This window comes from Mycobacterium sp. NTMscope_MAC_12, assembly GCF_976985675.1.
This window is the reverse complement of record NZ_CDRJYY010000001.1, coordinates 5,398,974-5,420,086: the sequence shown is the minus strand read 5'-3', so window position 1 is coordinate 5,420,086 and position 21,113 is coordinate 5,398,974. Positions and strand designations below refer to the sequence as shown.

Here is a 21,113-nt window from a genome sequence, read left to right as displayed (position 1 = left end):
ATGACGGGCGCACACCACCGTCTGTCCGTCCACAACGTCACCTTCTACGGCGCTTCGCCGGCCGAGCTGCAAGAGCACTGGGCCACGCTCGACGTGTCCCGGTTGAGCATCCTGGACAGCCAGCTGCTCGACCCGCGGTTTCCAATTCTGTTGCGGCACAATGACTACACCGTGGAGGCGGTATATCACCTCTTCGCCGGCGGTAGCCTCACCTCCGACGCCCACGCCGCCCGCGATGCGCTGTCCACCGTCATCGACGCGGCAGCCGAGGTGGGCGCGCGCACGGTCTACATGCTCACCGGCGGACGCGGACACCTCACCTGGATACAGGCCGCCGAGCGATTCTGCGACATGGTCGCGCCCTGCGCTGCCCGCGCGAAGGACGCCGGGGTGGCGCTGGCGATCGAGAACGCATCGAGCCTGTACGCCGACATTCATCTCGCCCATACGCTGCGAGACACCGTTACCCTGGCGGAGATGAGCGATCTCGGGGTCTGCATCGACGTGTTTCACTGTTGGGCCGAAGGGGATTTCGAGGCGCAGGTGCAGCGGGCGCTGCCGCGGGCGGCGCTCATCCAGCTGAGCGACTATGTGCTCGGTGACCGGGCGTTGCCGAACCGGGCGGTCCCCGGCGACGGCACCATTCCGATCGAAGCGTTCGTGGCCCAGGCGCTCGCCGGCGGCTACACGCACGGCTTCGACCTCGAACTCATCGGTCCCCGTATCGACACGGCGGGGCGGCTCGAATCCGCCCGGCGCGCATGCGATGTCGCCGGCGCGATGCTGGACAGGCTGGGTGCGTGAGCATGGCCTTCGGTGACGGTCCCGACGACACGGCCCTGCAAGCAGCCTGGACCGAATTCTGTGACCGGCTCCGGCGGGCGGGCGAGCGCGTTTTCAAGGACCACAACCCGGCGTCGGGAACGCATCGCGTCGACGCCTACCGGTTCCTCACCCAAAACCTCGGCCAGGCCTTCGATCTCGCCCTCGAAACCCGCGACACCGGCTACCCCGCGCTGCACACCTTCAGCGGCCCCACCCGCAAGCTCGGCGGCGACTGCGCCGACTTCACCTACCAGCAGGCATGGATCGACGGGCACTCGGCGTACCGGCTCACCGGCACCCGCGGCACCTCTCGATTCTTCAACGTCACCGTGCAGGGCCGACGCACGCCCGGCCCCGGCGTGCTGCACGAACCCTTCGGCGACACACCGGAAGCCAACCTGCTCGGCCATCAGCTCCGCACCGGTGAGGACGGGGAGTTCGAGCTCTTCATCGGCGGTCCCGAGCGTGGGCCTAACTGGCTGCCCACCACGCCCGAGTCACGAAAGCTGTTCATCCGCCAGGGATTCGACCGCTGGGACGAGCTTCCCGCGCGGCTGCGCATCGAGCGCGTCGACATGGCCTCCCCCAAACCGTTGCCCACGCCCGCCGACATGGTCGAGGCGATGCGCTGGGCCGGCGATTTCGTCACCGGCCTGATGTCCGATTGGCCCGAGTTCGCGTTCCACTACGGCGGCGTCGACGCCGACCACCCGAACAGTTTCCCCGGCGTCGCGACGACCGACGCCGACGGCAAGCGCGGCCGGGCCGCCGCCAACATGTATTGGGAGCTGGCCGCCGACGAGGCGCTGATCGTCGAATTCGGCGCCCACGACGGGTTGTGGATGTTCACCAACATGGGCGTCTTCTTCAACAGCATGGATTACCTGTACCGCCCGGTGAGCTACACGCCGAGCCGCACCAGGGTCGACCGCGACGGGCGCATCCGGCTGGTGATGGCCCATCGTGATCCCGGCGTGCACAACTGGCTGGACACCCAGGGCTTCGAACGTGGCAACCTCACCTATCGGCACATGCTCGAGGGCGAACCCGCCGCGCTGGACACCCGGGTGGTCAAGCACGACGAGCTGCCCCGCGTGCTCCCCGAAGGAACCGCCATGGTGAGCCCCGAAGAACGCGCCGCCGCGATGTGGGAACGCTTCCGTGGCATTCGCCGCCGCTATGTCCTCTAGAGCGGTCTAGGGTCAAAGATCGTGACCGAGATCTCCGAAGACGAACTGGCCGGCTTGTCCGAGTTCGCGCTGTTGCAGGAAAACGCCGAGCAGGCCGGGGTGTCCGGCCCACTGCCCGACGTCGAGCGCGTCGAATCGGGCACCGGTGAAGGCAAAGTCAGCGCGCTGCGCTGGGGCGGCGCTGCGCCGCGCATCGTGTTCATCCACGGTGGCGGACAAAACGCGCACACCTGGGACACGGTCATCGTCGGCCTCGGTGAGCCGGCGCTGGCGGTCGACCTTCCCGGCCACGGCCACTCCGCCTGGCGCGAGGACGGCGACTATTCGCCGCGGCTCAACGTCGACACCTTGCTGCCGATCCTGCGCGAGCACGCAACGACGGCTGACCTCGTCGTCGGCATGTCGCTCGGCGGACTGACCGCGATCCGGCTGGGCGCGGTGGCACCCGAGCTTGTCAAGGAACTCGTGCTGATCGACGTCACCCCCTCGGCGCTGCAACGCCATTCCGAGATGACCAAGGAGCAGCAGGGCACGGTGGCGCTGATGCACGGGGAGCGGGAGTTCCCCAACTTCCAGGCCATGCTGGACCTGACGATCGCCGCCGCGCCGCACCGCGAGGTGAAGGCGCTGCGCCGCGGGGTGTTCCATAACTCCCGCAAGCTCGACAACGGCAGCTGGACGTGGCGCTACGACGCCATCCGCACCTTCCCCGACTTCTCCGGACTGTGGGAAGACGTCGACGCCCTGTCCGCACCCGTGACCCTCATACGCGGTGGCACATCGGGTTTCGTCAGCGACGACGACGCGGCCGAACTCGGCCGTCGCGCAAAGCATTTCCGCGCCGCACACGTGGTCGAGAATTCGGGACACTCCGTGCAGAGCGACCAACCCCGCGCGCTGATCGACCTGCTGCGCGGGGTGCTCGACGCACGCTGAGCCATCATGACCGACGACCGCAGCGCCAGAGCCTCCGGGCGGCCGCGCGACGCCTCGATCGACGAGCGCGTGCTGTCGGTGACCCGTGACTTGCTGGTGGAGGTCGGCTGGGACGAGCTGAGCATGCGCCTCGTCGCGGCGCGGACCGGCGTCGGTCGGTCCAGCCTGAACCGTCGCTGGTCGTCCAAGGCGGAACTGGTGCTGCACGCCATCCTGGGTGAAACCCCTGACCTGGCACCGTTTTCCGGCACCGACCTGACCGGCTGGATCGACTGGGTGGTGCGTGGCAGTCACGAACTGTTCGGCCGGCCCGACGTGCGGGCCGCGGTACCGGGCTTGCTGCTGGCCCTCGGCGAAAACGACGACTTACGCAGGGACTTGTGGGCACGGTTCAGCGGACCGGCCGTGCAGCTTTTCGCCGACGACGTGCATGCGACGACGCCCGCCAAGCGACGCCGAGCCGACGTCGACGCCCGGGCCACCCTGGCGATGGCGGCGGGCGCCGCGCTGTTCGTCACGACGGTCGCCGTCGAGGACGACTCCGAGGCCCTACGAAACCGGATCGCGCAGCTGTTGATCACGGCCGTCGCCGCGTCCCACCCGCAATGACTCGACGATCGCCGCTTTCGGGGAGCGCCACGTGATGCCGAGGTCGCCCACGGTCGTGCTGTCGTCGGTGGGGGTGGCGGCGGTAAGCAGCAGCGCCGCTTCGTAACTGAGGCCGTCGCCGAGCGCGACGTACCGGCCGGCGGCGTCGGCGAGTCGACCGATGCCCCGCAGCAAGCGCGGCGACAGGGGCACGCGCCGCACCCGCCGGCCCAGCCCCTCTTCGAGCGCGTCGATCATCTCGTCGAAGCTGAGCAGGTGCCCGCCGCACACGTAGCGGTGGGGGCCGCGACCGGCCTGCATGATTCGCGTGTGCACGTCGGCGACGTCTCGCACGTCGACCATCTGCATGCCTCCGCGAACTTTCGGTGCCACCGCCCACCGCACGATCGGTGCCCACCCTCGTTCGGTGACGCCGGGGGCGGTGCCCAAGGCCGGTCCCACGACGCTCGAGGGATACGTCACGACGACGGGCGCCCCCGCCTCCTGCAGCCGTCGGGCGACCCGGTCGGCGTACCCCTTGGTCTTCGCGTACGCGCTGCGGCCACACGCGGTGGGCGAATCGGGCGAGATGATGCCATCGGGTGGGGGGAACAGCGCGCTGTAACTGCTGACCAACACCACCGGGTCAAGCGCGAGGCGGACCGCGCGAGTCAAAATCGCCTCCGTCGCATAGGCATTGACGTCCCACATCAACTGGGCGCGGCGTTCGTCGGTGCCCACGACCCCGGCGGCATGCAACACGGCGTCGGCTCCGGCGAGTAGCTGCTCGATGGTCGCGGCGGATCTCACGTCACCGGACAGCACCGTCACGGAGCCGAGCGCTCGGAGGCGGTCGAGGACGGCGGCGGGGTCCGTGGGCGCGGCCAACAGCTTCACGTGGTGGCCGGCCTGGATCAGTGCGCGCACGGTGTGCGCGCCGAGATATCCGGTTCCGCCCGTCACCGCTACGCGCATCGATCGTTCTCCGCTCTGTGGTCAGTTCGTCGTGCTATATTTCGGTGCCAATGGTATCGAAACTGGCGTTCGGCCCGCAGCGGCTGGGCCCCCTCACCCTGAAGAACCGCTTCGTCAAGGCGGCGACGTTCGAGGGCGTGATGCCGCACGGCACCGTCAGCGACGCGCTGATCGACTTCCATACCGAGGTCGCCCGGGGCGGGGCCGCCATGACGACCGTCGCCTACTGCGCGATCTCACCGGGCGGCCGGGTGCACCGCGACACGGTCGTGCTGGACCGCGATCGCGTGCCGCAGCTGCGCCGGCTGACCGAGGCCGTGCACGCCGCCGGTGCGCTCGTCTGCGCCCAGATCGGCCACGCCGGACTGGTCGCCAACACGCTGTCGAACCGGACGCCGACACTGGCGCCATCCACCCGGGTGAGCGCGCCGGCCATGGGACTGGTTCGGGCCGCCACCCCCGAACAGCTCGACGCGGTCGTCGACGGCTTTGGGGCCGCAGCCCAAAACGCGGTCGACGCCGGATTCGACGCGCTCGAAATCCACATGGGCCACGGCTATTTGCTCAGCTCGTTCTTCAGCCCGAATCTGAACAGGCGCACCGACCGCTACGGCGGCGATACCGTGCGCCGGGCCGAACTGGCCCGCCGCGTCGCCGAACGGGTCCGGTCCACCGTCGGCCGCTCCGTGGCCGTCACCGCCAAGTTCAACATGGACGACGGGGTGCGGGGCGGCTTCTGGCTGAACGACAGCATCCCGACGGCGCAGCTGCTGGAGTCCGACGGGCACCTCGACGCGTTGCAGCTGACCGGCGGCAGCTCGCTGCTCAACCCGATGTACTACTTCCGCGGCGATGTCCCCATGGACGAATTCGTCGCCTCCCAACCCTGGCCGGTCGGTTTAGGTCTGCGCGTGATGGGTCGGCGGCTGTTCCGGACCTATCCCTTCGAAGAGGCGTTCTTCTTGCCGCTTGCGCGCCAGTTCCGCGCGGCGGTGTCGATGCCGTTGATCCTTCTCGGCGGCATCAACCGGCTCGACACGGTGGAAGGCGCCCTGGCCGAGGGGTTCGAATTCGTGGCGATGGCCCGCGCGCTGCTCCGAGATCCCTTCCTGGTCAAGCGATTTCGTGAGCATTCCGCCACCGAAGGGTTGTGCATCCACTGCATGAAATGCATGCCCACCGTCTACAGCGGAACGCATTGCGTGGTGCGTGACCGGATCGAGGCGACGCCGGTGGGTTGACCGGGCCTACGGTGGGTCCTATGACCTCTCAGCGCCCTATCCGCATCGGTGTGCAGCTACAACCCCAACACGCTCCGCAGTACAGCCAGATCCGCGACGCCGTGCGCCGGTGCGAGGACATCGGCGTGGACATCGCCTTCAACTGGGACCACTTCTTCCCGCTCTACGGCGACCCGGACGGCGCGCATTTCGAATGCTGGACGATGCTCGGGGCCTGGGCCGAGCAGACGTCGCGCATCCAGATCGGTGCGCTGGTGACCTGCAACTCCTACCGCAACCCCGAGCTGCTCGCCGATATGGCCCGCACCGTCGACCACATTTCCGACGGGCGACTCATCCTGGGCATCGGTTCGGGATGGAAACAAAAGGACTACGACGAGTACGGCTACGAATTCGGCACCGCCGGCAGCCGCCTCGACGACCTGGCGGCCGCGCTCCCCCGAATCAAAACCCGGCTGGCCAAGCTGAACCCCGCGCCCACCCGGGAGATCCCGATCCTGATCGGCGGCGGCGGCGAACGCAAGACGCTGCGGCTGGTCGCCGAACACGCGCACCTCTGGCACAGCTTCACCTCCGCCGACGAGTTCCCGGCCAAGTCGGAGGTCCTCGCGCGCCACTGCGCCGACGTCGGTCGCGATCCGGCCGGCATCGAATGCTCGGCGGCCGTCAAGGGCGGCGGCGAACTGCTCGCCAACGCCGAAACCCTCGTCGGCCTCGGCGTCACACTGCTGACCGTGGCATGCGACGGCCCGGGTTACGACCTCAGCGACGCCGAAGCGCTCTGCAAGTGGCGCAATAACCGTTGAACGGGCGGCCGCCAGTTTTGTTTCATCGGCGAAAACCCGTAAACGCCCGCATCATTTCGTGAGAAACTCTCAGCGCTAGATGGCCGAACCCGGTGCGAAAGAGACTCAGCAAAACGATGCCGAAAAAATACGGGGTCAAAGAAAAGGACCTGGTTGTTTCGCACATCCTCCACCTGTTGTTGACGGGCAAGCTGCGCAGCGGGGACCGCGTAGACCGCAATGAAATCGCGCTGGGCTTGGGAGTCAGCCGGGTGCCCATTCAAGAGGCACTGGTCCAACTCGAACACGACGGCATTGTGTCCACCCGTTACCACCGCGGCGCCTTTGTCGAGCGGTTCGACGAAGCCACCGTCCTCGAACACCACGAGCTGGACGGTCTGCTCAACGGGATGGCGTCCGCACGCGCCGCCACCAGTCCCACCCCGCGGATCCTGGGGCAGCTCGACACCCTGATGCGCTCGCTCCGCACGGCCAAAGATGCCCGCGCGTTCGCCGACATCGCCGCCGAATACCGGCGCACCGTCAACGATGAGTACGCCGGGCCGCGGCTGCACGCCGCCATCCGCGCCTCGCAAAACCTCATCCCCCGCCTGTTCTGGACGACCTATCAGAGCGGACGCGAGGAAATGCTGCCGTTCTACGAAGACGAGACCGCCGCGATACACCGCCGCGACCCCGACGCCGCGCGGGCCGCGTGCGTCGAGCGCTCCTACCTGATGGCCCAAACCATGCTTGCCGAGCTGGTTCGCCGCAGGGTCTTCACACCGCCCGGCGACGTCAGCCGCGTGGTTCCCGGCCCACTTCAGGTGATTACCGGCGGCGAGACGATCTCCGCCGAAGCCTCGTTGGCGCTGTAGAACAGGCTCTGGCCGGTCCTGCCGCCGGCGAATCGATACGGTGGCAGTGATGAGTTTGCCCGTGCGCCGGCGCACCACGCGCCTTGCCAAGCTATTCGCACTGGCCTCGACATTGCTGGTGGTGTGGGGGTCGGCGTCGATCACGTTGGCGAGCCCCGCGGCCGCCGACCGGAACCAATGCGCGCCAGCCGGCCCGAAAAGCGCGGCCGTGTTGCCCGAGAATCTGGCCCATAGCAGTGCCATGGGCCGGCCCGACGAGCACACCACGGCCGGCGTCGAGCCGTTGAGTTCGGTGAACATCGACACCCTGGGATTGGGCACGCCGGGGGTCCTGACCGTCGGCACGCTCTCCGGCGCTCCGCCCCACATCTGCATCACCCCCACCGGCCAGTACAGCGGCTTCGACAATCAGCTGCTCCGGGCGATCGCCCGCAAGCTCGGACTCCAAGTTCGCTTCGTCGGCACGGATTTCGCCGGGCTGCTCGCTCAGGTGGCGACGCACCGCTTCGACGTCGGGTCGTCGTCGATCAAGGCCACCGAGGAGCGCCGCCGAACCGTCTCCTTCACCAACGGCTACGACTTCGGCTACTACTCGCTGGTGGTGCCCCCGGGCTCCGCGATAAAAGACTTCAGCGATCTGGCCGCGGGCCAGCGCATCGGCGTGGTGCAGGGCACCGTCGAAGAGTCCTACGTCGTCGACAACCTGCATCTGCAGCCGGTGAAGTACCCCGACTTCGCCACCGTCTATGCCAGCCTCAAAACGCGCCAGATCGACGCGTGGGTGGCACCGGCCGGGGAGGCCGCCAGCACGATCCAGCGGGGCGATCCGGCGGTGATCGTGGCGCACAGCTTCAGCAACGAGGGATTCGTGGCGTACGCGGTGGCCAAGGACAACAAGCCGTTGGTGGATGCGCTGAATTCCGGGTTGGACGCCGTCATCGCCGACGGCACCTGGTCAAACCTGTACTCGCAGTGGGTGCCCCGCACCCTGCCGCGGGGCTGGAAACCCGGCTCGCTGGCCGCCCCGGCGCCGGTCCTGCCGGACTTCGCCGCCATCGCGGCGAAGCAACACCACAAAGAGGTGGGTCCGGCCGCGCCGAAATCGACCCTCGCGCAGTTGCGCGACTCCTTCTTCGACTGGGACATGTACCGGCAGGCCATTCCCGCTCTGTTCAGCACCGGATTGCCCAACACGTTGATCCTGACCAGCAGCGCCGGCGTGATCGGGTTGGCGCTGGGCATGCTGCTGGCCGTCGCCGGGATATCCCAGTCGCGCTGGCTGCGCTGGCCGGCGCGGGTGTACACCGACGTGTTCCGGGGACTTCCGGAAGTGGTGATCATCCTGATCATCGGGCTCGGTGTCGGGCCGATAGTGGGCGGGTTGACCAACAACAACCCCTACCCGATCGGCGTTGCCGCGTTGGGGATGATGGCCGCCGCCTACATCGGCGAAATTCTGCGATCGGGGATCCAAAGCGTGGATCCCGGCCAGCTGGAGGCGTCGCGTGCCCTGGGATTCAGCTATCCGGTGGCGATGCGGTTGGTGGTGGTGCCGCAGGGCGTCCGACGGGTGCTGCCGGCGCTGGTCAATCAATTCATTGCGCTGTTGAAAGCCTCTGCGCTGGTGTACTTCCTGGGCCTGGTCGCCGACCAGCGGGAGCTGTTCCAGGTGGGCCGCGATCTCAACGCCCAGACCGGCAACCTGTCGCCGCTCGTCGCCGCCGGCGCCTTCTACCTGATATTGACTGTGCCGTTAACGCATTTGGTCAACTACATCGACGCGCGGCTGCGCCGTGGTCGCGCCGCGGTCGATCCCGAAGATCGGCCCGACATGCTCACCACGACGTTCGGCCAGGAGATCACGTGACTGCCAGCATCGTCGGCCGGTCGTCAGTCTCCTTGGCGTGCAATGGCATTCACAAGACCCTGGACGGCACCGCGGTGCTGCGCGGCGTCGATATGGAGGTGCCCGCGGGCAGCACCGTCGCGGTCATCGGGCCGTCGGGCTCGGGCAAGTCGACCCTGCTGCGCACGCTCAACCGCTTGCATGAGCCGGACAGCGGCGACATCCTGCTCGACGGCAAGTCGGTGTTGAAGGACAACCCCGACGAGCTACGCCAGCGCATCGGCATGGTGTTCCAGCATTTCAATCTCTTCCCGCACCGCACCGTGCTGGACAACGTCGCGCTGGCACCGCGCAAGTTGCGGCGCCTGCCCGCCGACCAGGCCCGCGAACTGGCGCTGACGCAGCTGGATCGAGTTGGCCTGAAACACAAGGCCGGTGCCCGCCCCGGCATGTTGTCGGGCGGCCAACAACAGCGGGTGGCGATCGCCCGCGCGCTGGCGATGTCGCCACAGGTGATGTTTTTCGACGAGGCGACCTCGGCGCTGGATCCCGAAATGGTCAAGGGAATCCTGCAACTCATCGCCGACCTCGGTGCCGATGGCATGACAATGGTTGTCGTGACCCACGAAATGGGTTTCGCCCGGTCGGCATCCGACACGGTGGTATTCATGGATCACGGCAAAGTGGTGGAATCGGGCCCGCCCGAGCAGATATTCGAAGCGGCCGAGACCGAACGGCTGCAGCGGTTTTTGTCCCAAGTGCTTTGATCTCCACTGCCCAATGGGCAATAGCTACCTTGTCCGCACCTGATAACGGGTTAGACTCCCGATTTATGGCAGACAGCGAATCGAACCCGGCCGACGTTGCCGAGCTCGCCGAAGGTTTGCACCGCGCGCTGTCCAAATTGTTTGCCATGCTGCGGCGCGGGGACCCCAGCGGGGCCGCGGCCGGGGAATTGACCCTGGCGCAGCTGTCGATCCTGGTCACCTTGCTCGATCAGGGCCCGATCCGGATGACCGATCTGGCGGCGCACGAACGCGTGCGGACTCCCACCACGACCGTGGCGATCCGCCGCCTCGAGAAGGTGGGGCTGGTCAAGCGTTCCCGCGACCCGTCCGACCTGCGGGCGGTCCTGGTCGACATCACCCCGCGCGGTCGAGCCGTTCACGGTGAGTCGCTGGCCAATCGTCGCGCGGCCCTGGCCGCGATGCTCAGCCAGCTCCCCACCGCCGACCTCGACACCCTGATGAAGGCGCTGGCACCGCTGGAGCGGTTGGCCTCCGGCGATCCCACATCCGGGCCGGCCGGCGTCCCGCCCGCCCGCCAGGAAGCCTGAAAACTACCGGCGTTCAACGCTATTCGTCTATCGTTTCGGTCTGGGTAGACTTTCCCTCATGCCCACTGCACTCATCACCGGCGCCGGACGCGGGATCGGTACGGCGATCGCGACGGCGCTGGCGCCGACGCACACCCTGCTGCTAGCCGGCCGCCCGTCCGACCGGCTCGACGCGGTCGCGGAGCGGCTCGATGCCACCACGTTTCCACTGGACCTGACCGACGGCGGCGATATCGAGGCCGCCTGCGAAATCGTGGACGAACTCGACGTGCTGGTGCACAACGCGGGCTTGTCGATCCCCGGGAACGTCGCGGATTCCCACGTCGACGAGTGGCGTGCCACCTTCGCCGTCAACGTCTTTGGGCCGGTGGAACTTACGCTGGCGCTGCTGCCCGCGCTGCGACGGGCCCGTGGCCAGGTCATCTTCATCAACTCCGGCGCGGGCCGCAACGTCTCGCCCGGCATGGCCTCCTACTCGGCCAGCAAGTTCGCCATCCGCGCCTTCGCGGACTCCCTGCGCAACGACGAGCCTGAGTTGCGCGTCACCACGGTCTATCCGGGCCGCACCGACACCGACATGCAACGCGAACTCATCGAATTCGAAGGCGGCAGCTACGATCCCGCGAAGTTCTTGAAGCCGGAAACCGTTGCGGCCGCGGTCGCCAACGTGGTGGCCACCCCACCCGACGGGCACGTCCACGAGGTGGTGCTGCGGCCGGCCGGACGATAGCGGCGCTACACGACCAGGTTGACCAGCCGACCGGGAACCACGATCACCTTGCGCGGGCTGGCGCCCGCCAAGAACGCCTGGACCTTCTCGTCGGCCAGCGCCGCGGCCTTCAACGTGTCCTGGTCGGCGTCGGCCGCGACCGTCACGCGTCCGCGCACCTTGCCGTTCACCTGCACCGGATATTCCACGGTGTCGTCGACGAGGTACGCCGGGTCGGCCACCGGGAACGGCCCGTGCGCCAGCGAGGTGGTGTGGCCGAGTCGTAGCCACAATTCCTCGGCCAGGTGCGGTGCAAGCGGCGCCAGCATCAGCACCAGCGGCTCGACCGCCGCGCGGGGCACCGCGTCACGGTGCTCCTTGGTGAGGTGGTTGGTGTATTCGATCAGCTTGGCCGCCGCGGTGTTATTGCGCAGTGCCGCATAGTCTTCCGAGACCCCGGCGATGGTGCGGTGCAGTACCCGCAGGGTGCCGGGGGCCAGCTCCTGCGCGGGCGCGTCGAGCACCCGCGTCTCGCCGCTCTGTTCGTCGACCACCAGCCGCCACACGCGCTGCAGGAAGCGGTGGGCCCCCACGACGTCCTTGGTCGCCCAGGGCCGGGAGGCCTCCAGCGGGCCCATCGACATCTCGTAGACCCGCAACGTGTCGGCGCCGTAGTCGTCGCAGATCTCGTCGGGTGAGATCGAATTCTTCAGGCTCTTACCGATTTTGCCGAATTCCTGGAAGACTTCGACGTCTCCCCCGGGCGCCGGGTAGACGAAGCCGCCGTCGCGTTCGACCACCTCTTCCGCGGGTACATACGATCCGCGCGCGTCGGTGTAGGCGAAGGCCTGGATGTAGCCCTGGTTGACCAGCCGGCGGTAGGGCTCCCGCGAACTGACGTGGCCCAGGTCGTAGAGGACCTTGTGCCAAAACCGCGCATAGAGCAGGTGCAACACCGCGTGCTCGGCGCCGCCGACGTACAAGTCGACGCCACCGGGATCCTGCGGGCCGTGCTCGGCCGGCCGCGGGCCCATCCAGTAGGCCTCATTCTCCGGGGCGGCGAACCGCTCCGAGTTGTGCGGGTCGGTGTAGCGCAGCTCGTACCAGGAGCTGCCGGCCCATTGCGGCATGACGTTGGTGTCGCGACTGTAGGGCTTGAGGCCGTCGCCGAGGTCCAGCTCGACGTGCACCCACTCCGTCGCCTTCGCCAACGGCGGCGAGGGCTCGCTGTCGGCGTCGTCGGGGTCGAACAGCACGGGCGAGTAATCCGGCACGTCGGGCAGCTCGACCGGCAGCGCGGCCTCGTCGAGTGCGTGCGCACGCCCGTCGCTGTCGTAGACGATCGGGAACGGTTCGCCCCAGTACCGCTGGCGGGCGAAAAGCCAGTCGCGCAACTTGACTTCGACGCGGGCCCGGCCGCGGCCTTCGGACTCCAAGCGGGCGGTGATCGCTTCCTTGGCGGCGGCCACGTCCAGGCCGTCGAGGTATCCGGAGTTGACCAGCACCCCGTCCCCGGCGTAGGCGGCTTCCGAAATATCCCCGCCGGCAATGACTTCCACGATCGGTAGACCGAACTCGTGGGCGAAGTCCCAGTCGCGCTGGTCGTGGCCGGGGACGGCCATGATCGCCCCGGTGCCGTATCCGGCCAGCACGTAGTCGGCGATGAAGATCGGCACGGGTTTCCCATTGGTGGGATTGGTGGCGTAGCTGCCCAAAAAGACGCCGGTCTTCGCCTTGCTTTCCTGGCGCTCGAGGTCCGACTTCGAGGCGATGGCGTGCCGGTAGGCGTCGACCGCTTCGGCCGGCGTCGCGGCGCGATACGTCCAGCGCGGGTCGGTACCGTCTGGCCAGGTCGCAGCCACCAGCTCGTCGACCAGGTCGTGCTCGGGCGCCAGCACCAGATAGGTGGCGCCGAACAGCGTGTCGGGCCGGGTGGTGAACACCTCGATGTCGACCGTCTCGCCGTCCGACTTGGTCGCCGAAAACAGGGCCTTGGCGCCGGTGGATCTCCCGATCCAGTTGCGCTGCATGGTTTTGACCGCCTCCGGCCAGTCCAGCAAGTCGAGGTCGTCGAGCAGCCGGTCGGAATAGGCGGTGATTCGCATCATCCACTGCCGCAACCGCTTCCGGAACACCGGGAAGTTGCCTCGGTCGCTGCGACCGTCGGCGGTGACCTCTTCGTTGGCCAGTACCGTGCCCAGTCCGGGGCACCAGTTCACCATCGAGTCCGCCCGGTAGACCAGTCGGTGGCTATCGATCACGTCGGCCCGCTCCCCCACCGACAAGGCGGCCCAGTCCCGCCCGTCCTCGAGCCGGCGCGCACCGGAATCGAATTCGGCGACCAGTTCGGCGATGGGGCGGGCCTTGTCGGCGGCGGTGTCGAACCAGGCGTTGTAGATCTGCAGGAAGATCCACTGCGTCCACTTGTAGAACTCGACGTCGGTGGTGGAAAAGCTGCGCCGGCTGTCGTGGCCCAGCCCGAGGCGGCCCAGCTGGCGCCGGAAGTTCACGACGTTGGCCTCGGTCCGGGTGCGGGGGTGGGTGCCGGTCTGCACGGCGTATTGCTCGGCGGGTAGCCCGAACGCGTCAAAACCTAACGCGTGCAACACGTTACGGCCCCTCATGCGGAAATATCGGGCGTATACGTCCGTCGCGATATAGCCCAGTGGGTGGCCGACGTGCAGGCCCTCCCCCGACGGGTAGGGGAACATGTCCTGCACGAACAACTTGTCGTCCGGGACGGGGGACCCGTCCGCCGGGGCCAACGATCCGACCGGGTTGGGCACGTTGAACGTCCCCAGCTTCGCCCAGTTGTCCTGCCACGCGCCCTCGATCCGGCCCGCCAGCGCCGCGGTGTAACGATGCGGCGGGGCGTCGGAGTCCGGCTGGGCGGCGCCAGAGCCGCTGCCTGGGGAAGTGGTCGGGGATTCGGTCACCTGAACAGGGTATAAGGGGCGACACGGCCAGTTCGCCGGCCACAGGTTGGTCTCGGTTCCGTTGCGCGCCGATCAGGGGTTCATCCCAGGTGTATTTCGAGCCTGTTCACCGCCTTTGACCTCTAGTTACAGTCGGCCACTATCGACGGCTTCTGGTATCTGAGCCATGGGAAGGACCGACGCAGATGATTGACATCGTCCCCCTCCACCGGGCACTGCTCGGCGGTATGGTCGCCGGCCTGATGGGTTTGGCGGTTGTTACGGGCGGCACGGCATCGGCGGACCCGTTGCCCCCGGCGCCGGCACCGGTCCCGGCCGTCCCCGCCCAGGCGCCGCAAAACCTCGGGCCCGAGCTGGTGCCGCCGAGCAGATACCTCGCCGCGCCGCAGGCGGCCACTCCCCTGGCGCCGCCGGCCACCGCCGGGGCCCCGGGATCGGCGGCACCGGCCGCGGCCACACCGGCGACCCCTCCGGCCCCGGCGCCGGTTCCCGCGACGTCCGGGACGATCCGTGAATTCCTGCAGTCGAAGGGCGTCAAGCTCGAGGCGCAAAAGCCGCAGGGATTCAAGGCGCTCGACATCACCCTGCCGGTGCCCGCCCGCTGGACCCAGGTGCCCGACCCCAACGTGCCCGACGCGTTCGCCGTCATCGCCGATCGGCGGGGCAGCAGCATCTACTCCTCGAATGCCCAGGTGGTGGTGTACAAGCTGGTCGGCGATTTCGATCCGAAGGAGGCGATCACCCACGGCTACGTCGACAGTCAGAAGCTGCCGGCGTGGCAGCCGACGAACGCCTCGATGGCCGATTTCGGGGGCTTCCCGTCGTCCATCGTCGAGGGCACCTACCGCGATGGGGACCTGACGTTGAACACGTCCCGGCGCCACGTCATCGCCACGTCGGGACCCGACAGATACCTCGTCTCGCTCGCGGTGACCACCGATCGCGCGGTCAGCGTCGCCGACGCCCCGGCCACCGACGCCATCATCAACGGCTTCCGGGTCGCCGCCCCCGGCGCCGCCGCCCCGGCGCCGGCCCAGGCTCCCGCCGCCTCTCCGGTCGGGCGACCCGCCCAGCCGCCCGCCGCTCCGGCACCCGCCACCGCTCCAGTCGCTCCAGTTGCCCCGGCCCCGGTTGCCCCGGCCGCTCCGGTCGCTCCGGCCCCTGCCGCTCCGGTCGCCCCGGCGGCCCCAGTTGCCCCGGCGCCCGCTACGGCTCCGTTGGTGCCGCTCGCCCAGACGACGCCCGCCGCCCCGGCCCGGCTCCCCGCGCAGGCGCCGCTGACCAACCAGCAGCACACGCCCAGCCTGCTGGCGATGGTGCCGGGCCTCCCGCCGCTGCCGAACTTTTCGTTCCTTCAGCACTGAGTCCGCCCGCAGAGCCGGATGAGCGGGCCGGCAACCCGGCTCGTATTGTGAGCCCATGCTGATTGCGGGCGTGCTGTGCATGTGTGCGGCGGTGGCCTCGGCGGGGTTCGGCACCTGGTCGCTTGCGCACAATCGGAATTTCGGCGCCACGGCGCTGGCGCTGCGCGCCATGGCGCCCACCCAGTTGGCCGCCGCGGTGATGCTCGGCGCCGGCGGCGTCGTGGCGCTGGCCGCGGTCCCACACACCGCCCTGGTGGTGCTGATCGTGTGCGTCGTCGGGGCGCTGGGGACGCTGGCCGCGGGCTCCTGGCAGAGCGCGCGTTTCGCGCTGCGCCAGGAAGCGGCGGCGCCCGCCTGCGCGGGCAGCTGCGCCGGCTGCACGCAATCGTGCGCCTGACCTCCCGCTGGGGGAGCGCTAGTTTCGGCTGATGTCGATCGGGTGCGTCGCGAGCAGCGAAAGCGGCAGCGGCTGCCGGCGCAGGACGTGGCCCCACAAGTCTGACCTCGGCCCGACGAGAACGTCGGATGGCAAGGCGGACAAGACAATCCAGTCGTCGCGTTCGATCTCGCCTTCGAGCTGACCGATCGTCCAGCCGGAGTACCCGGCGAAGATGCGCACCCCCTCCACCAGCGGTGCGATCGTGTCGGGGTCGGCGTCCAAATCGACCATCACCACCCGGCCGTCCACGTGCCGCAAGCCCGGCGCGTCTTGCGGATCGGCGCCGACGCGCAACGTCGCCAGGCACAGCGCGGCGTCACGCTTCACCGGGCCACCGATGAACATCGTCTTCGGCTTCGCCGCCAGGTTGGTCCACTGGGGCAGCACGTTGTACACCGCGGTTTCGCTGGCGCGGTTGAGCACCACACCCAACGTGCCGCCATCGTTGTGCTCGACGATGTAGATCACGCTGCGCCGAAACGTCGGTTCGAGAAGATCGGTGTTGGCGAGCAGCAAAGTGCCCGCGCGCACTCGTTGCGCGGCGGGTGCGACGTAGTCCTCTGGATCCTCCGGCGGGGGCACCCCACCATCATCGCATCCACCCGATCGTGGCCCAGGGCAATCGAGAGCGGGGAACACAACGATTTGTACTGTTGTTGGGACAGCTCTGAGCGCGCGAGCTTGCCAGCCCCAATCGTGGAAGTCGGTTTCGGTGATCCCAACCCGGATGCAGTCCAGCGCACCCGTCGACATCTGGCGGTCGGTGCGCGGTTTGCCGGACTTCTGGCGGCTGCTGCAGGTGCGCATGGCGAGTCAGTTCGGTGACGGCCTGTTTCAGGCGGCGCTGGCCGGAGCGCTGCTGTTCAACCCGGATCGGGCGGCCGACCCGCTTTCCATCGCGCGCGCCTTCACGGTCCTGTTTTTGCCCTACTCGCTGCTGGGACCGTTCGCCGGCGCGCTGATGGACCGGTGGGACCGTCGGCTTGTCCTCGTCGGCGCCAACGCGGGCCGCTTGATCCTCATCGCCGCGATCGGCACGATTCTGGCGGTCCGGGCCGGCGACCTGCCGCTGCTGCTGGGCGCCCTGTTCGCGAATGGCTTAGCCCGCTTCGTGGGGTCCGGGCTGTCGGCGTCGCTGCCGCACGTGGTGCCGCGCGAGCAGGTGGTGACGATGAACTCGGTGGCCACCGCGGTCGGGGCCATCGCGGCGTTCGTCGGCGCAAACTTCATGCTGGTGCCGCGGTTCATCTTCGGCGCCAGCGACAAGGGCGCCTCGGCGATCGTCTTCATCACCGCGATTCCCGTGTCGATCGCGTTACTGCTGTCGTGGCGGTTCGGCGCGCGGGTGCTGGGCCCCGACGACACCCGGCGCGCGATCCACGGACCGGTCATCTACGCGGTGGTCACGGGCTGGTTGCACGGAGCGCGCACGGTGGCGCAGCGCCCGACGGTCGGCGCCACGCTGTCCGGCCTGGCCGCCCACCGGATGGTGGTCGGGATCAACTCGCTGCTGGTCTTGTTGCTGGTCCATCACCTGCCCGACGCCGACGGTGGGGGATTCGGGACCGCCCTGCTGTTCTTCGGCGCCGCGGGCCTGGGCGCCTTCCTGGCCAACCTGCTGACGCCGCCCGCGATCCGTCGCTGGGGGCGCTACGCCACGGCAAACGGTGCGTTGGCGGCCTCGGCGATCATCGAGGTCGCCGGCGCCGAACTGCTGGTCCCGGTCATGGTGGCGTGCGGCTTTTTGCTCGGTGTGACCGGTCAGATGGTCAAGCTGTGCGCCGACACGGCGATCCAGATTGATGTCGACGACGCTCTTCGCGGACACGTGTTCGCCGTGCAGGATGCGCTGTTCTGGGTGGCGTTCATCGTCGCGATCACGGCGGCCGGAATGTTGATTCCCGGCGACGGACACGCGCCCGCGTTCGCTCTGTTCGGCTCGATGCTCTACCTGGCCGGCCTGGCGGTGCACAGCTTCATCGGGCGCCGCGGCGAGCAGGCGAATGACCGCTAAGGTGACGACGTGACGTGTCCGACGGCCGCCGCCGACAGGGGAGGGCGCCGATGACCGGACCCGCGCCCATGGTCGAGGACCTGCGCGCCGAAAGCGACGCGCTCGACGCCCTGGTCGCGCCGTTGGAGCCCGAGCGCTGGGCCGATCCCACGCCCGCGCCCGGCTGGACCATCGCGCACCAGATCGGCCACCTGCTGTGGACCGACCGCGTCGCCCTGATCGCCGTGACCGACGAGCCAAGATTCGCCGACCTGGTGGCGGGTGCGGCCGCCGACCCGACCGGCTTCGTCGACAAGGGCGCCGAAGAACTCGCAACCCTGGCGCCCGCCGAGCTGCTCGCCGACTGGCGCGCCACCCGCCGGCGGCTGCACGAGGAGCTGCTCGGAGTCACCGACGGTCGCAAACTCCCGTGGTTCGGCCCACCGATGAGTGCGGCGTCGATGGCCACCGCGCGGTTGATGGAGACGTGGGCACACGGTCTCGACGTCGCCGACGCCCTGGGCATCACGCGGCCCGCGACCGACCGCCTGCGGTCGATCGCCCATCTGGGGGTGCGCACCCGCGATTTCGCCTTCGCCGTCAACAATCTGGCGCCCCCGGCCGAGCCGTTCCGGGTCGAGCTGCGCGGACCCGGCGGTGACATTTGGTCCTGGGGACCGCCGGAGGCTGAGCAACGGGTCAGCGGCTCGGCGGAGGATTTCTGCTTCCTCGTCACTCAACGGCGCCCCCTGAGCGCCCTCGACATCACGGCCCGAGGCGCCGACGCGCGGCGTTGGCTGGAGATCGCGCAGGCTTTCGCGGGGCCTCCCGGCCCCGGGCGATGAGCGAGTGAACAGGACCGGGGCCGTCAACCGCGTCCGCGCGATTGGCGCGTCACCGACGTCAGTGCAGGGGGCCGCCGTAGCTCGCCCGGTTCTCGGCCTCGGCCTCTTCTCGCAGCGCCGTGATCGCCAGGTTCAGCCTGTCGGCCAACTCACCGTGGCCGTACCCGGTCATCACCCCGGGATGCAGAGTCAGTTTGATCAGCCGGCCGTCTGAATTCGCCACGGCGTACACGTCGCCCAGGTCGACGCTGTAGGTCACCGCCTCGGCCTGCGCCACCAGGGCTTCCCACTTGTCGGCCGCTTCGCTCAGTTCCCGAAGAACCGACTCGACGAGATCCTTATCGCTGAGATTCGCGCGACTGCCCGAACCCGACACGAGGGACAGTATCGTCGACCCCTCCGACCAGCGTCAATTCATACGCGGCGGGTTCTCGGCTCAACTGCCGGGCGTCGACGCGGCGAGCTTGTGATACCAGGCGAGGTGGTAGTTCGCCGACACCGTGTCGCCGCTGGCAATGGCTTCGGTGGCCGCCATCAACATGCACTTGAGCAGCAGTCCCGGATTGACGTTCGGATACTGAACCAAAAGCTGGTAACGCGCTGTGTCGAGATGCACCCGCAGCACGTCGACCTCCTGGTCGACGACGAACGTGCCCGCGGCCGCCGCGTCGGCCAACCGCGTGACGATCTTGGGCAGCTCGGCGCGCCCCCGGGTGACATGGCTGAGCGCCGCCGCCAGGTCATCGATGGCCGGCAGCTGGCGCGGCTCGACAGAAGATCGGGTCGCGGCGAAGTCGACCGAGCGGCGCAGCGAATCACCGGGGGTGTAGGTGACCACGCCGGTCGTTTCCCCGATCAGTGCGGCGACCCTGCCGCTGCGTCGCTCGGGTTCCAACAACCGCACGCCTGCGGGAAGGCTGATGCCCGACGGGATCCAGCCGTGGGCGAGGTCGGTGACCAATACCGTCGTCCCGTCGGCGCGATCCCCGATCGCCCAGTTCAGCCGTGGCTCTTGCCGTACCACGAACTCGAGGAGCCGGTTCAGCCGGTCTTTGTCGAATCCCGTTGGGGCCACCGGCTTTTCGACGGGCACCTGCACGGCCTCGGCGGCTTCCACGGGAGCTTCCGGCGCACTAGCCGCCGGCTCGTCGCCGCCAACCCGCGCGGGCTCGTCCGCCGGGGCGTGGTGGCGTCCGCCCGCCGCGGGTTCGAGGGGCTCCTCAACGGGCTCTGGTGCGCTGTCGGCCGGCGCCTCGACCACCGGCTCCGCGTCCGTGACCACCGGAATGACCTGCGTCTCCTCGAGAGGCGGCGCATCGGCAACCCCGGCCGGCTCCTCCGGATCGGCGGTGGCTTCCTGGCCGGGTGCCGCCGGCTCGTCCCCAACGACCGACTCATCCACAACCGCATGGTGGCGGCCGCTTGCGGTGGATTCTTCGACCGGCGGCTCGAGAGCTTCCTCGACCGGCGCCTGGGGAACTTCCTCGACCGGCGCCTCGGGAGTTTCCTCGACCGGCGGCTCCGGAGCCCGCTCGGCCGGCGTCTCGACCACCGGCTCCGCGTCCCTGACCACCGGAATGACCTGTGTCTCCTCGAGATGCGACGCGTCGGCGGTCCCGATCGCCTCGTCATCGGCGGTGGGCTCTGGCTCGCTCGCCTGTGGTTCGTCCGGGCCAGCGGCCGGTTCGACCGCGGGGCGGCGACGCCATCTCGGCGTCGGCTGGGGCGGCTCCGCGGCGTCGTCGATCTCGCGGACCGCCGGTAGCACCTGCGTCTTTTCCAGGTCCGCAGCGGCACGTTCCAGGCCCGGCGGAGGCGCAGCGGGGGCCTGCGCGCCGCTCTGCACCGTATGCAGGTAGCGAATCGTCGATTCGACTCGGCGCACGGCACGGCCGCGGGCTTCCTCGATGACCCGCGCCTCGGCTGCCTGCCGGGCCGGGTCGGTCATTCCCGCCCGCTTGAGCATCTTGAGTTGGTCGTTGGCGCCGTTGGCAATTCGCTGCAGGTCGGCCCTGAGATACTCTGCGAGAGTGGCGGTTTCGGCCGTGACCGTCGACAATTCGGCAGGCCACAGCCCGCCTGTCACCCAGGGGGTGCAGTCGATGGGAGAGCTGAAGGCCGGAATCGCCAGGGATTCCCGGGTAGCTCTCCGGAGGCGCTGACGCGCCGTCATCCGACCGAAGATCGCCACTAGCTAAGCGTACCGGCAGTGGCCGGGCGACTTGTG

Annotated in this window: 19 protein-coding genes and 1 pseudogene; 15 read left to right on the top strand and 5 right to left on the bottom strand. The window is 68.7% G+C overall.

Annotated features, from left to right (window positions below; genetic code table 11):
* The 4 genes from AC0KS4_RS25150 to AC0KS4_RS25135 are packed head-to-tail and all read left to right on the top strand — an operon-like array spanning position 1 to position 3,560.
* Positions 1-804 carry a sugar phosphate isomerase/epimerase family protein gene (locus tag AC0KS4_RS25150; protein ID WP_238955353.1) on the top strand — a complete coding sequence of 268 codons (804 nt, stop codon included), beginning with the start codon at positions 1-3 and terminating at the stop codon, positions 802-804.
* Between the two features lie 2 nt (positions 805-806).
* Positions 807-2,015 (top strand): DUF1214 domain-containing protein, encoded by a 1,209-nt coding sequence (locus AC0KS4_RS25145; protein ID WP_238957246.1) that lies wholly within the window; start codon positions 807-809, stop codon positions 2,013-2,015.
* A gap of 21 nt (positions 2,016-2,036) precedes the next feature.
* Complete coding sequence (locus AC0KS4_RS25140) at positions 2,037-2,951, top strand: alpha/beta fold hydrolase (protein ID WP_238955351.1); 915 nt, start codon at positions 2,037-2,039, stop codon at positions 2,949-2,951.
* 6 nt (positions 2,952-2,957) lie between these two features.
* A complete protein-coding gene (locus AC0KS4_RS25135) occupies positions 2,958-3,560 on the top strand; it encodes a TetR/AcrR family transcriptional regulator (protein ID WP_225329714.1) in 603 nt (200 codons plus the stop codon).
* Here AC0KS4_RS25135 and AC0KS4_RS25130 read toward each other — a convergent pair.
* On the bottom strand, positions 3,501-4,514 hold the full coding sequence (locus tag AC0KS4_RS25130; protein WP_225329715.1) for an NAD-dependent epimerase/dehydratase family protein: 1,014 nt from the start codon (positions 4,512-4,514) through the stop codon (positions 3,501-3,503). The genes AC0KS4_RS25135 and AC0KS4_RS25130 overlap by 60 nt on opposite strands.
* Before the next feature lie 50 nt (positions 4,515-4,564).
* Here AC0KS4_RS25130 and AC0KS4_RS25125 point away from each other — a divergent pair, with 50 nt between their 5' ends.
* The 7 genes from AC0KS4_RS25125 (at position 4,565) to AC0KS4_RS25095 (ending at position 11,330) form a co-directional block, all read left to right on the top strand.
* Positions 4,565-5,755, top strand: a complete 1,191-nt coding sequence (locus AC0KS4_RS25125) for an NADH:flavin oxidoreductase (protein ID WP_238955349.1) — start codon at positions 4,565-4,567, stop codon at positions 5,753-5,755.
* A 20-nt stretch (positions 5,756-5,775) separates the two neighbouring features.
* The gene (locus AC0KS4_RS25120; protein ID WP_238955347.1) at positions 5,776-6,561 is read left to right on the top strand and encodes an LLM class F420-dependent oxidoreductase; all 786 of its coding nucleotides are present in this window, start codon (positions 5,776-5,778) and stop codon (positions 6,559-6,561) included.
* Between the two features lie 116 nt (positions 6,562-6,677).
* Positions 6,678-7,418: a GntR family transcriptional regulator gene (locus AC0KS4_RS25115; protein ID WP_238955345.1), complete on the top strand. Its 741-nt coding sequence runs from the start codon at positions 6,678-6,680 to the stop codon at positions 7,416-7,418.
* 49 nt (positions 7,419-7,467) lie between these two features.
* On the top strand, positions 7,468-9,285 hold the full coding sequence (locus AC0KS4_RS25110) for an ABC transporter substrate-binding protein/permease (RefSeq protein ID WP_238955343.1): 1,818 nt from the start codon (positions 7,468-7,470) through the stop codon (positions 9,283-9,285).
* Complete coding sequence (locus tag AC0KS4_RS25105; RefSeq protein ID WP_308011592.1) at positions 9,282-10,031, top strand: amino acid ABC transporter ATP-binding protein; 750 nt, start codon at positions 9,282-9,284, stop codon at positions 10,029-10,031. The genes AC0KS4_RS25110 and AC0KS4_RS25105 overlap by 4 nt, the downstream gene beginning before the upstream one ends.
* 65 nt (positions 10,032-10,096) lie before the next feature.
* On the top strand, positions 10,097-10,600 hold the full coding sequence (locus tag AC0KS4_RS25100; protein WP_225329720.1) for a MarR family winged helix-turn-helix transcriptional regulator: 504 nt from the start codon (positions 10,097-10,099) through the stop codon (positions 10,598-10,600).
* A 58-nt stretch (positions 10,601-10,658) separates the two neighbouring features.
* Positions 10,659-11,330 carry an SDR family oxidoreductase gene (locus tag AC0KS4_RS25095; RefSeq protein ID WP_238955341.1) on the top strand — a complete coding sequence of 224 codons (672 nt, stop codon included), beginning with the start codon at positions 10,659-10,661 and terminating at the stop codon, positions 11,328-11,330.
* A gap of 5 nt (positions 11,331-11,335) precedes the next feature.
* Here AC0KS4_RS25095 and leuS read toward each other — a convergent pair whose 3' ends face one another.
* Complete coding sequence (gene leuS / locus AC0KS4_RS25090; RefSeq protein ID WP_238955339.1) at positions 11,336-14,245, bottom strand: leucine--tRNA ligase; 2,910 nt, start codon at positions 14,243-14,245, stop codon at positions 11,336-11,338.
* Positions 14,246-14,430: 185 nt separating this feature from the next.
* On the opposite strand from leuS, the gene AC0KS4_RS25085 reads away from it, so the two are divergent.
* Positions 14,431-15,609: an LpqN/LpqT family lipoprotein gene (locus tag AC0KS4_RS25085; protein ID WP_238955337.1), complete on the top strand. Its 1,179-nt coding sequence runs from the start codon at positions 14,431-14,433 to the stop codon at positions 15,607-15,609.
* A gap of 55 nt (positions 15,610-15,664) precedes the next feature.
* Positions 15,665-16,006: a hypothetical protein gene (locus AC0KS4_RS25080; protein ID WP_225329724.1), complete on the top strand. Its 342-nt coding sequence runs from the start codon at positions 15,665-15,667 to the stop codon at positions 16,004-16,006.
* An 18-nt stretch (positions 16,007-16,024) separates the two neighbouring features.
* On the opposite strand, the gene AC0KS4_RS25075 is transcribed toward AC0KS4_RS25080, so the two are convergent.
* Positions 16,025-16,630, bottom strand: coding sequence for a YqgE/AlgH family protein (locus tag AC0KS4_RS25075; RefSeq protein ID WP_225329725.1), 606 nt, complete (start codon positions 16,628-16,630; stop codon positions 16,025-16,027).
* A 99-nt stretch (positions 16,631-16,729) separates the two neighbouring features.
* Here AC0KS4_RS25075 and AC0KS4_RS25070 point away from each other — a divergent pair.
* Positions 16,730-18,062, top strand: a pseudogene (locus tag AC0KS4_RS25070) (MFS transporter).
* A 50-nt stretch (positions 18,063-18,112) separates the two neighbouring features.
* Entirely contained in the window at positions 18,113-18,886 is a 774-nt protein-coding gene (locus AC0KS4_RS25065; protein ID WP_225329726.1) for a TIGR03084 family metal-binding protein, read from the top strand.
* A gap of 58 nt (positions 18,887-18,944) precedes the next feature.
* Here the strand turns inward: AC0KS4_RS25065 and AC0KS4_RS25060 are convergent, their stop codons facing one another.
* Together AC0KS4_RS25060 and AC0KS4_RS25055 are read right to left on the bottom strand one after the other, a co-directional pair.
* Positions 18,945-19,271: a DUF2710 family protein gene (locus AC0KS4_RS25060; RefSeq protein WP_225329741.1), complete on the bottom strand. Its 327-nt coding sequence runs from the start codon at positions 19,269-19,271 to the stop codon at positions 18,945-18,947.
* A 51-nt stretch (positions 19,272-19,322) separates the two neighbouring features.
* Positions 19,323-21,077 carry a DUF5631 domain-containing protein gene (locus tag AC0KS4_RS25055; RefSeq protein ID WP_225329727.1) on the bottom strand — a complete coding sequence of 585 codons (1,755 nt, stop codon included), beginning with the start codon at positions 21,075-21,077 and terminating at the stop codon, positions 19,323-19,325.
* Positions 21,078-21,113: the final 36 nt, after the last annotated feature.

Coding starts and splice junctions, on each gene's coding strand:
- AC0KS4_RS25150 (WP_238955353.1), top strand. CDS start 1: ATGACGGGCGCACACCACCGTCTGTCCGTCCACAACGTCACCTTCTAC.
- AC0KS4_RS25145 (WP_238957246.1), top strand. CDS start 807: ATGGCCTTCGGTGACGGTCCCGACGACACGGCCCTGCAAGCAGCCTGG.
- AC0KS4_RS25135 (WP_225329714.1), top strand. CDS start 2,958: ATGACCGACGACCGCAGCGCCAGAGCCTCCGGGCGGCCGCGCGACGCC.
- AC0KS4_RS25130 (WP_225329715.1), bottom strand. CDS start 4,514: ATGCGCGTAGCGGTGACGGGCGGAACCGGATATCTCGGCGCGCACACC.
- AC0KS4_RS25125 (WP_238955349.1), top strand. CDS start 4,565: ATGGTATCGAAACTGGCGTTCGGCCCGCAGCGGCTGGGCCCCCTCACC.
- AC0KS4_RS25120 (WP_238955347.1), top strand. CDS start 5,776: ATGACCTCTCAGCGCCCTATCCGCATCGGTGTGCAGCTACAACCCCAA.
- AC0KS4_RS25115 (WP_238955345.1), top strand. CDS start 6,678: ATGCCGAAAAAATACGGGGTCAAAGAAAAGGACCTGGTTGTTTCGCAC.
- AC0KS4_RS25110 (WP_238955343.1), top strand. CDS start 7,468: ATGAGTTTGCCCGTGCGCCGGCGCACCACGCGCCTTGCCAAGCTATTC.
- AC0KS4_RS25100 (WP_225329720.1), top strand. CDS start 10,097: ATGGCAGACAGCGAATCGAACCCGGCCGACGTTGCCGAGCTCGCCGAA.
- AC0KS4_RS25095 (WP_238955341.1), top strand. CDS start 10,659: ATGCCCACTGCACTCATCACCGGCGCCGGACGCGGGATCGGTACGGCG.
- AC0KS4_RS25085 (WP_238955337.1), top strand. CDS start 14,431: ATGATTGACATCGTCCCCCTCCACCGGGCACTGCTCGGCGGTATGGTC.
- AC0KS4_RS25080 (WP_225329724.1), top strand. CDS start 15,665: ATGCTGATTGCGGGCGTGCTGTGCATGTGTGCGGCGGTGGCCTCGGCG.
- AC0KS4_RS25065 (WP_225329726.1), top strand. CDS start 18,113: ATGACCGGACCCGCGCCCATGGTCGAGGACCTGCGCGCCGAAAGCGAC.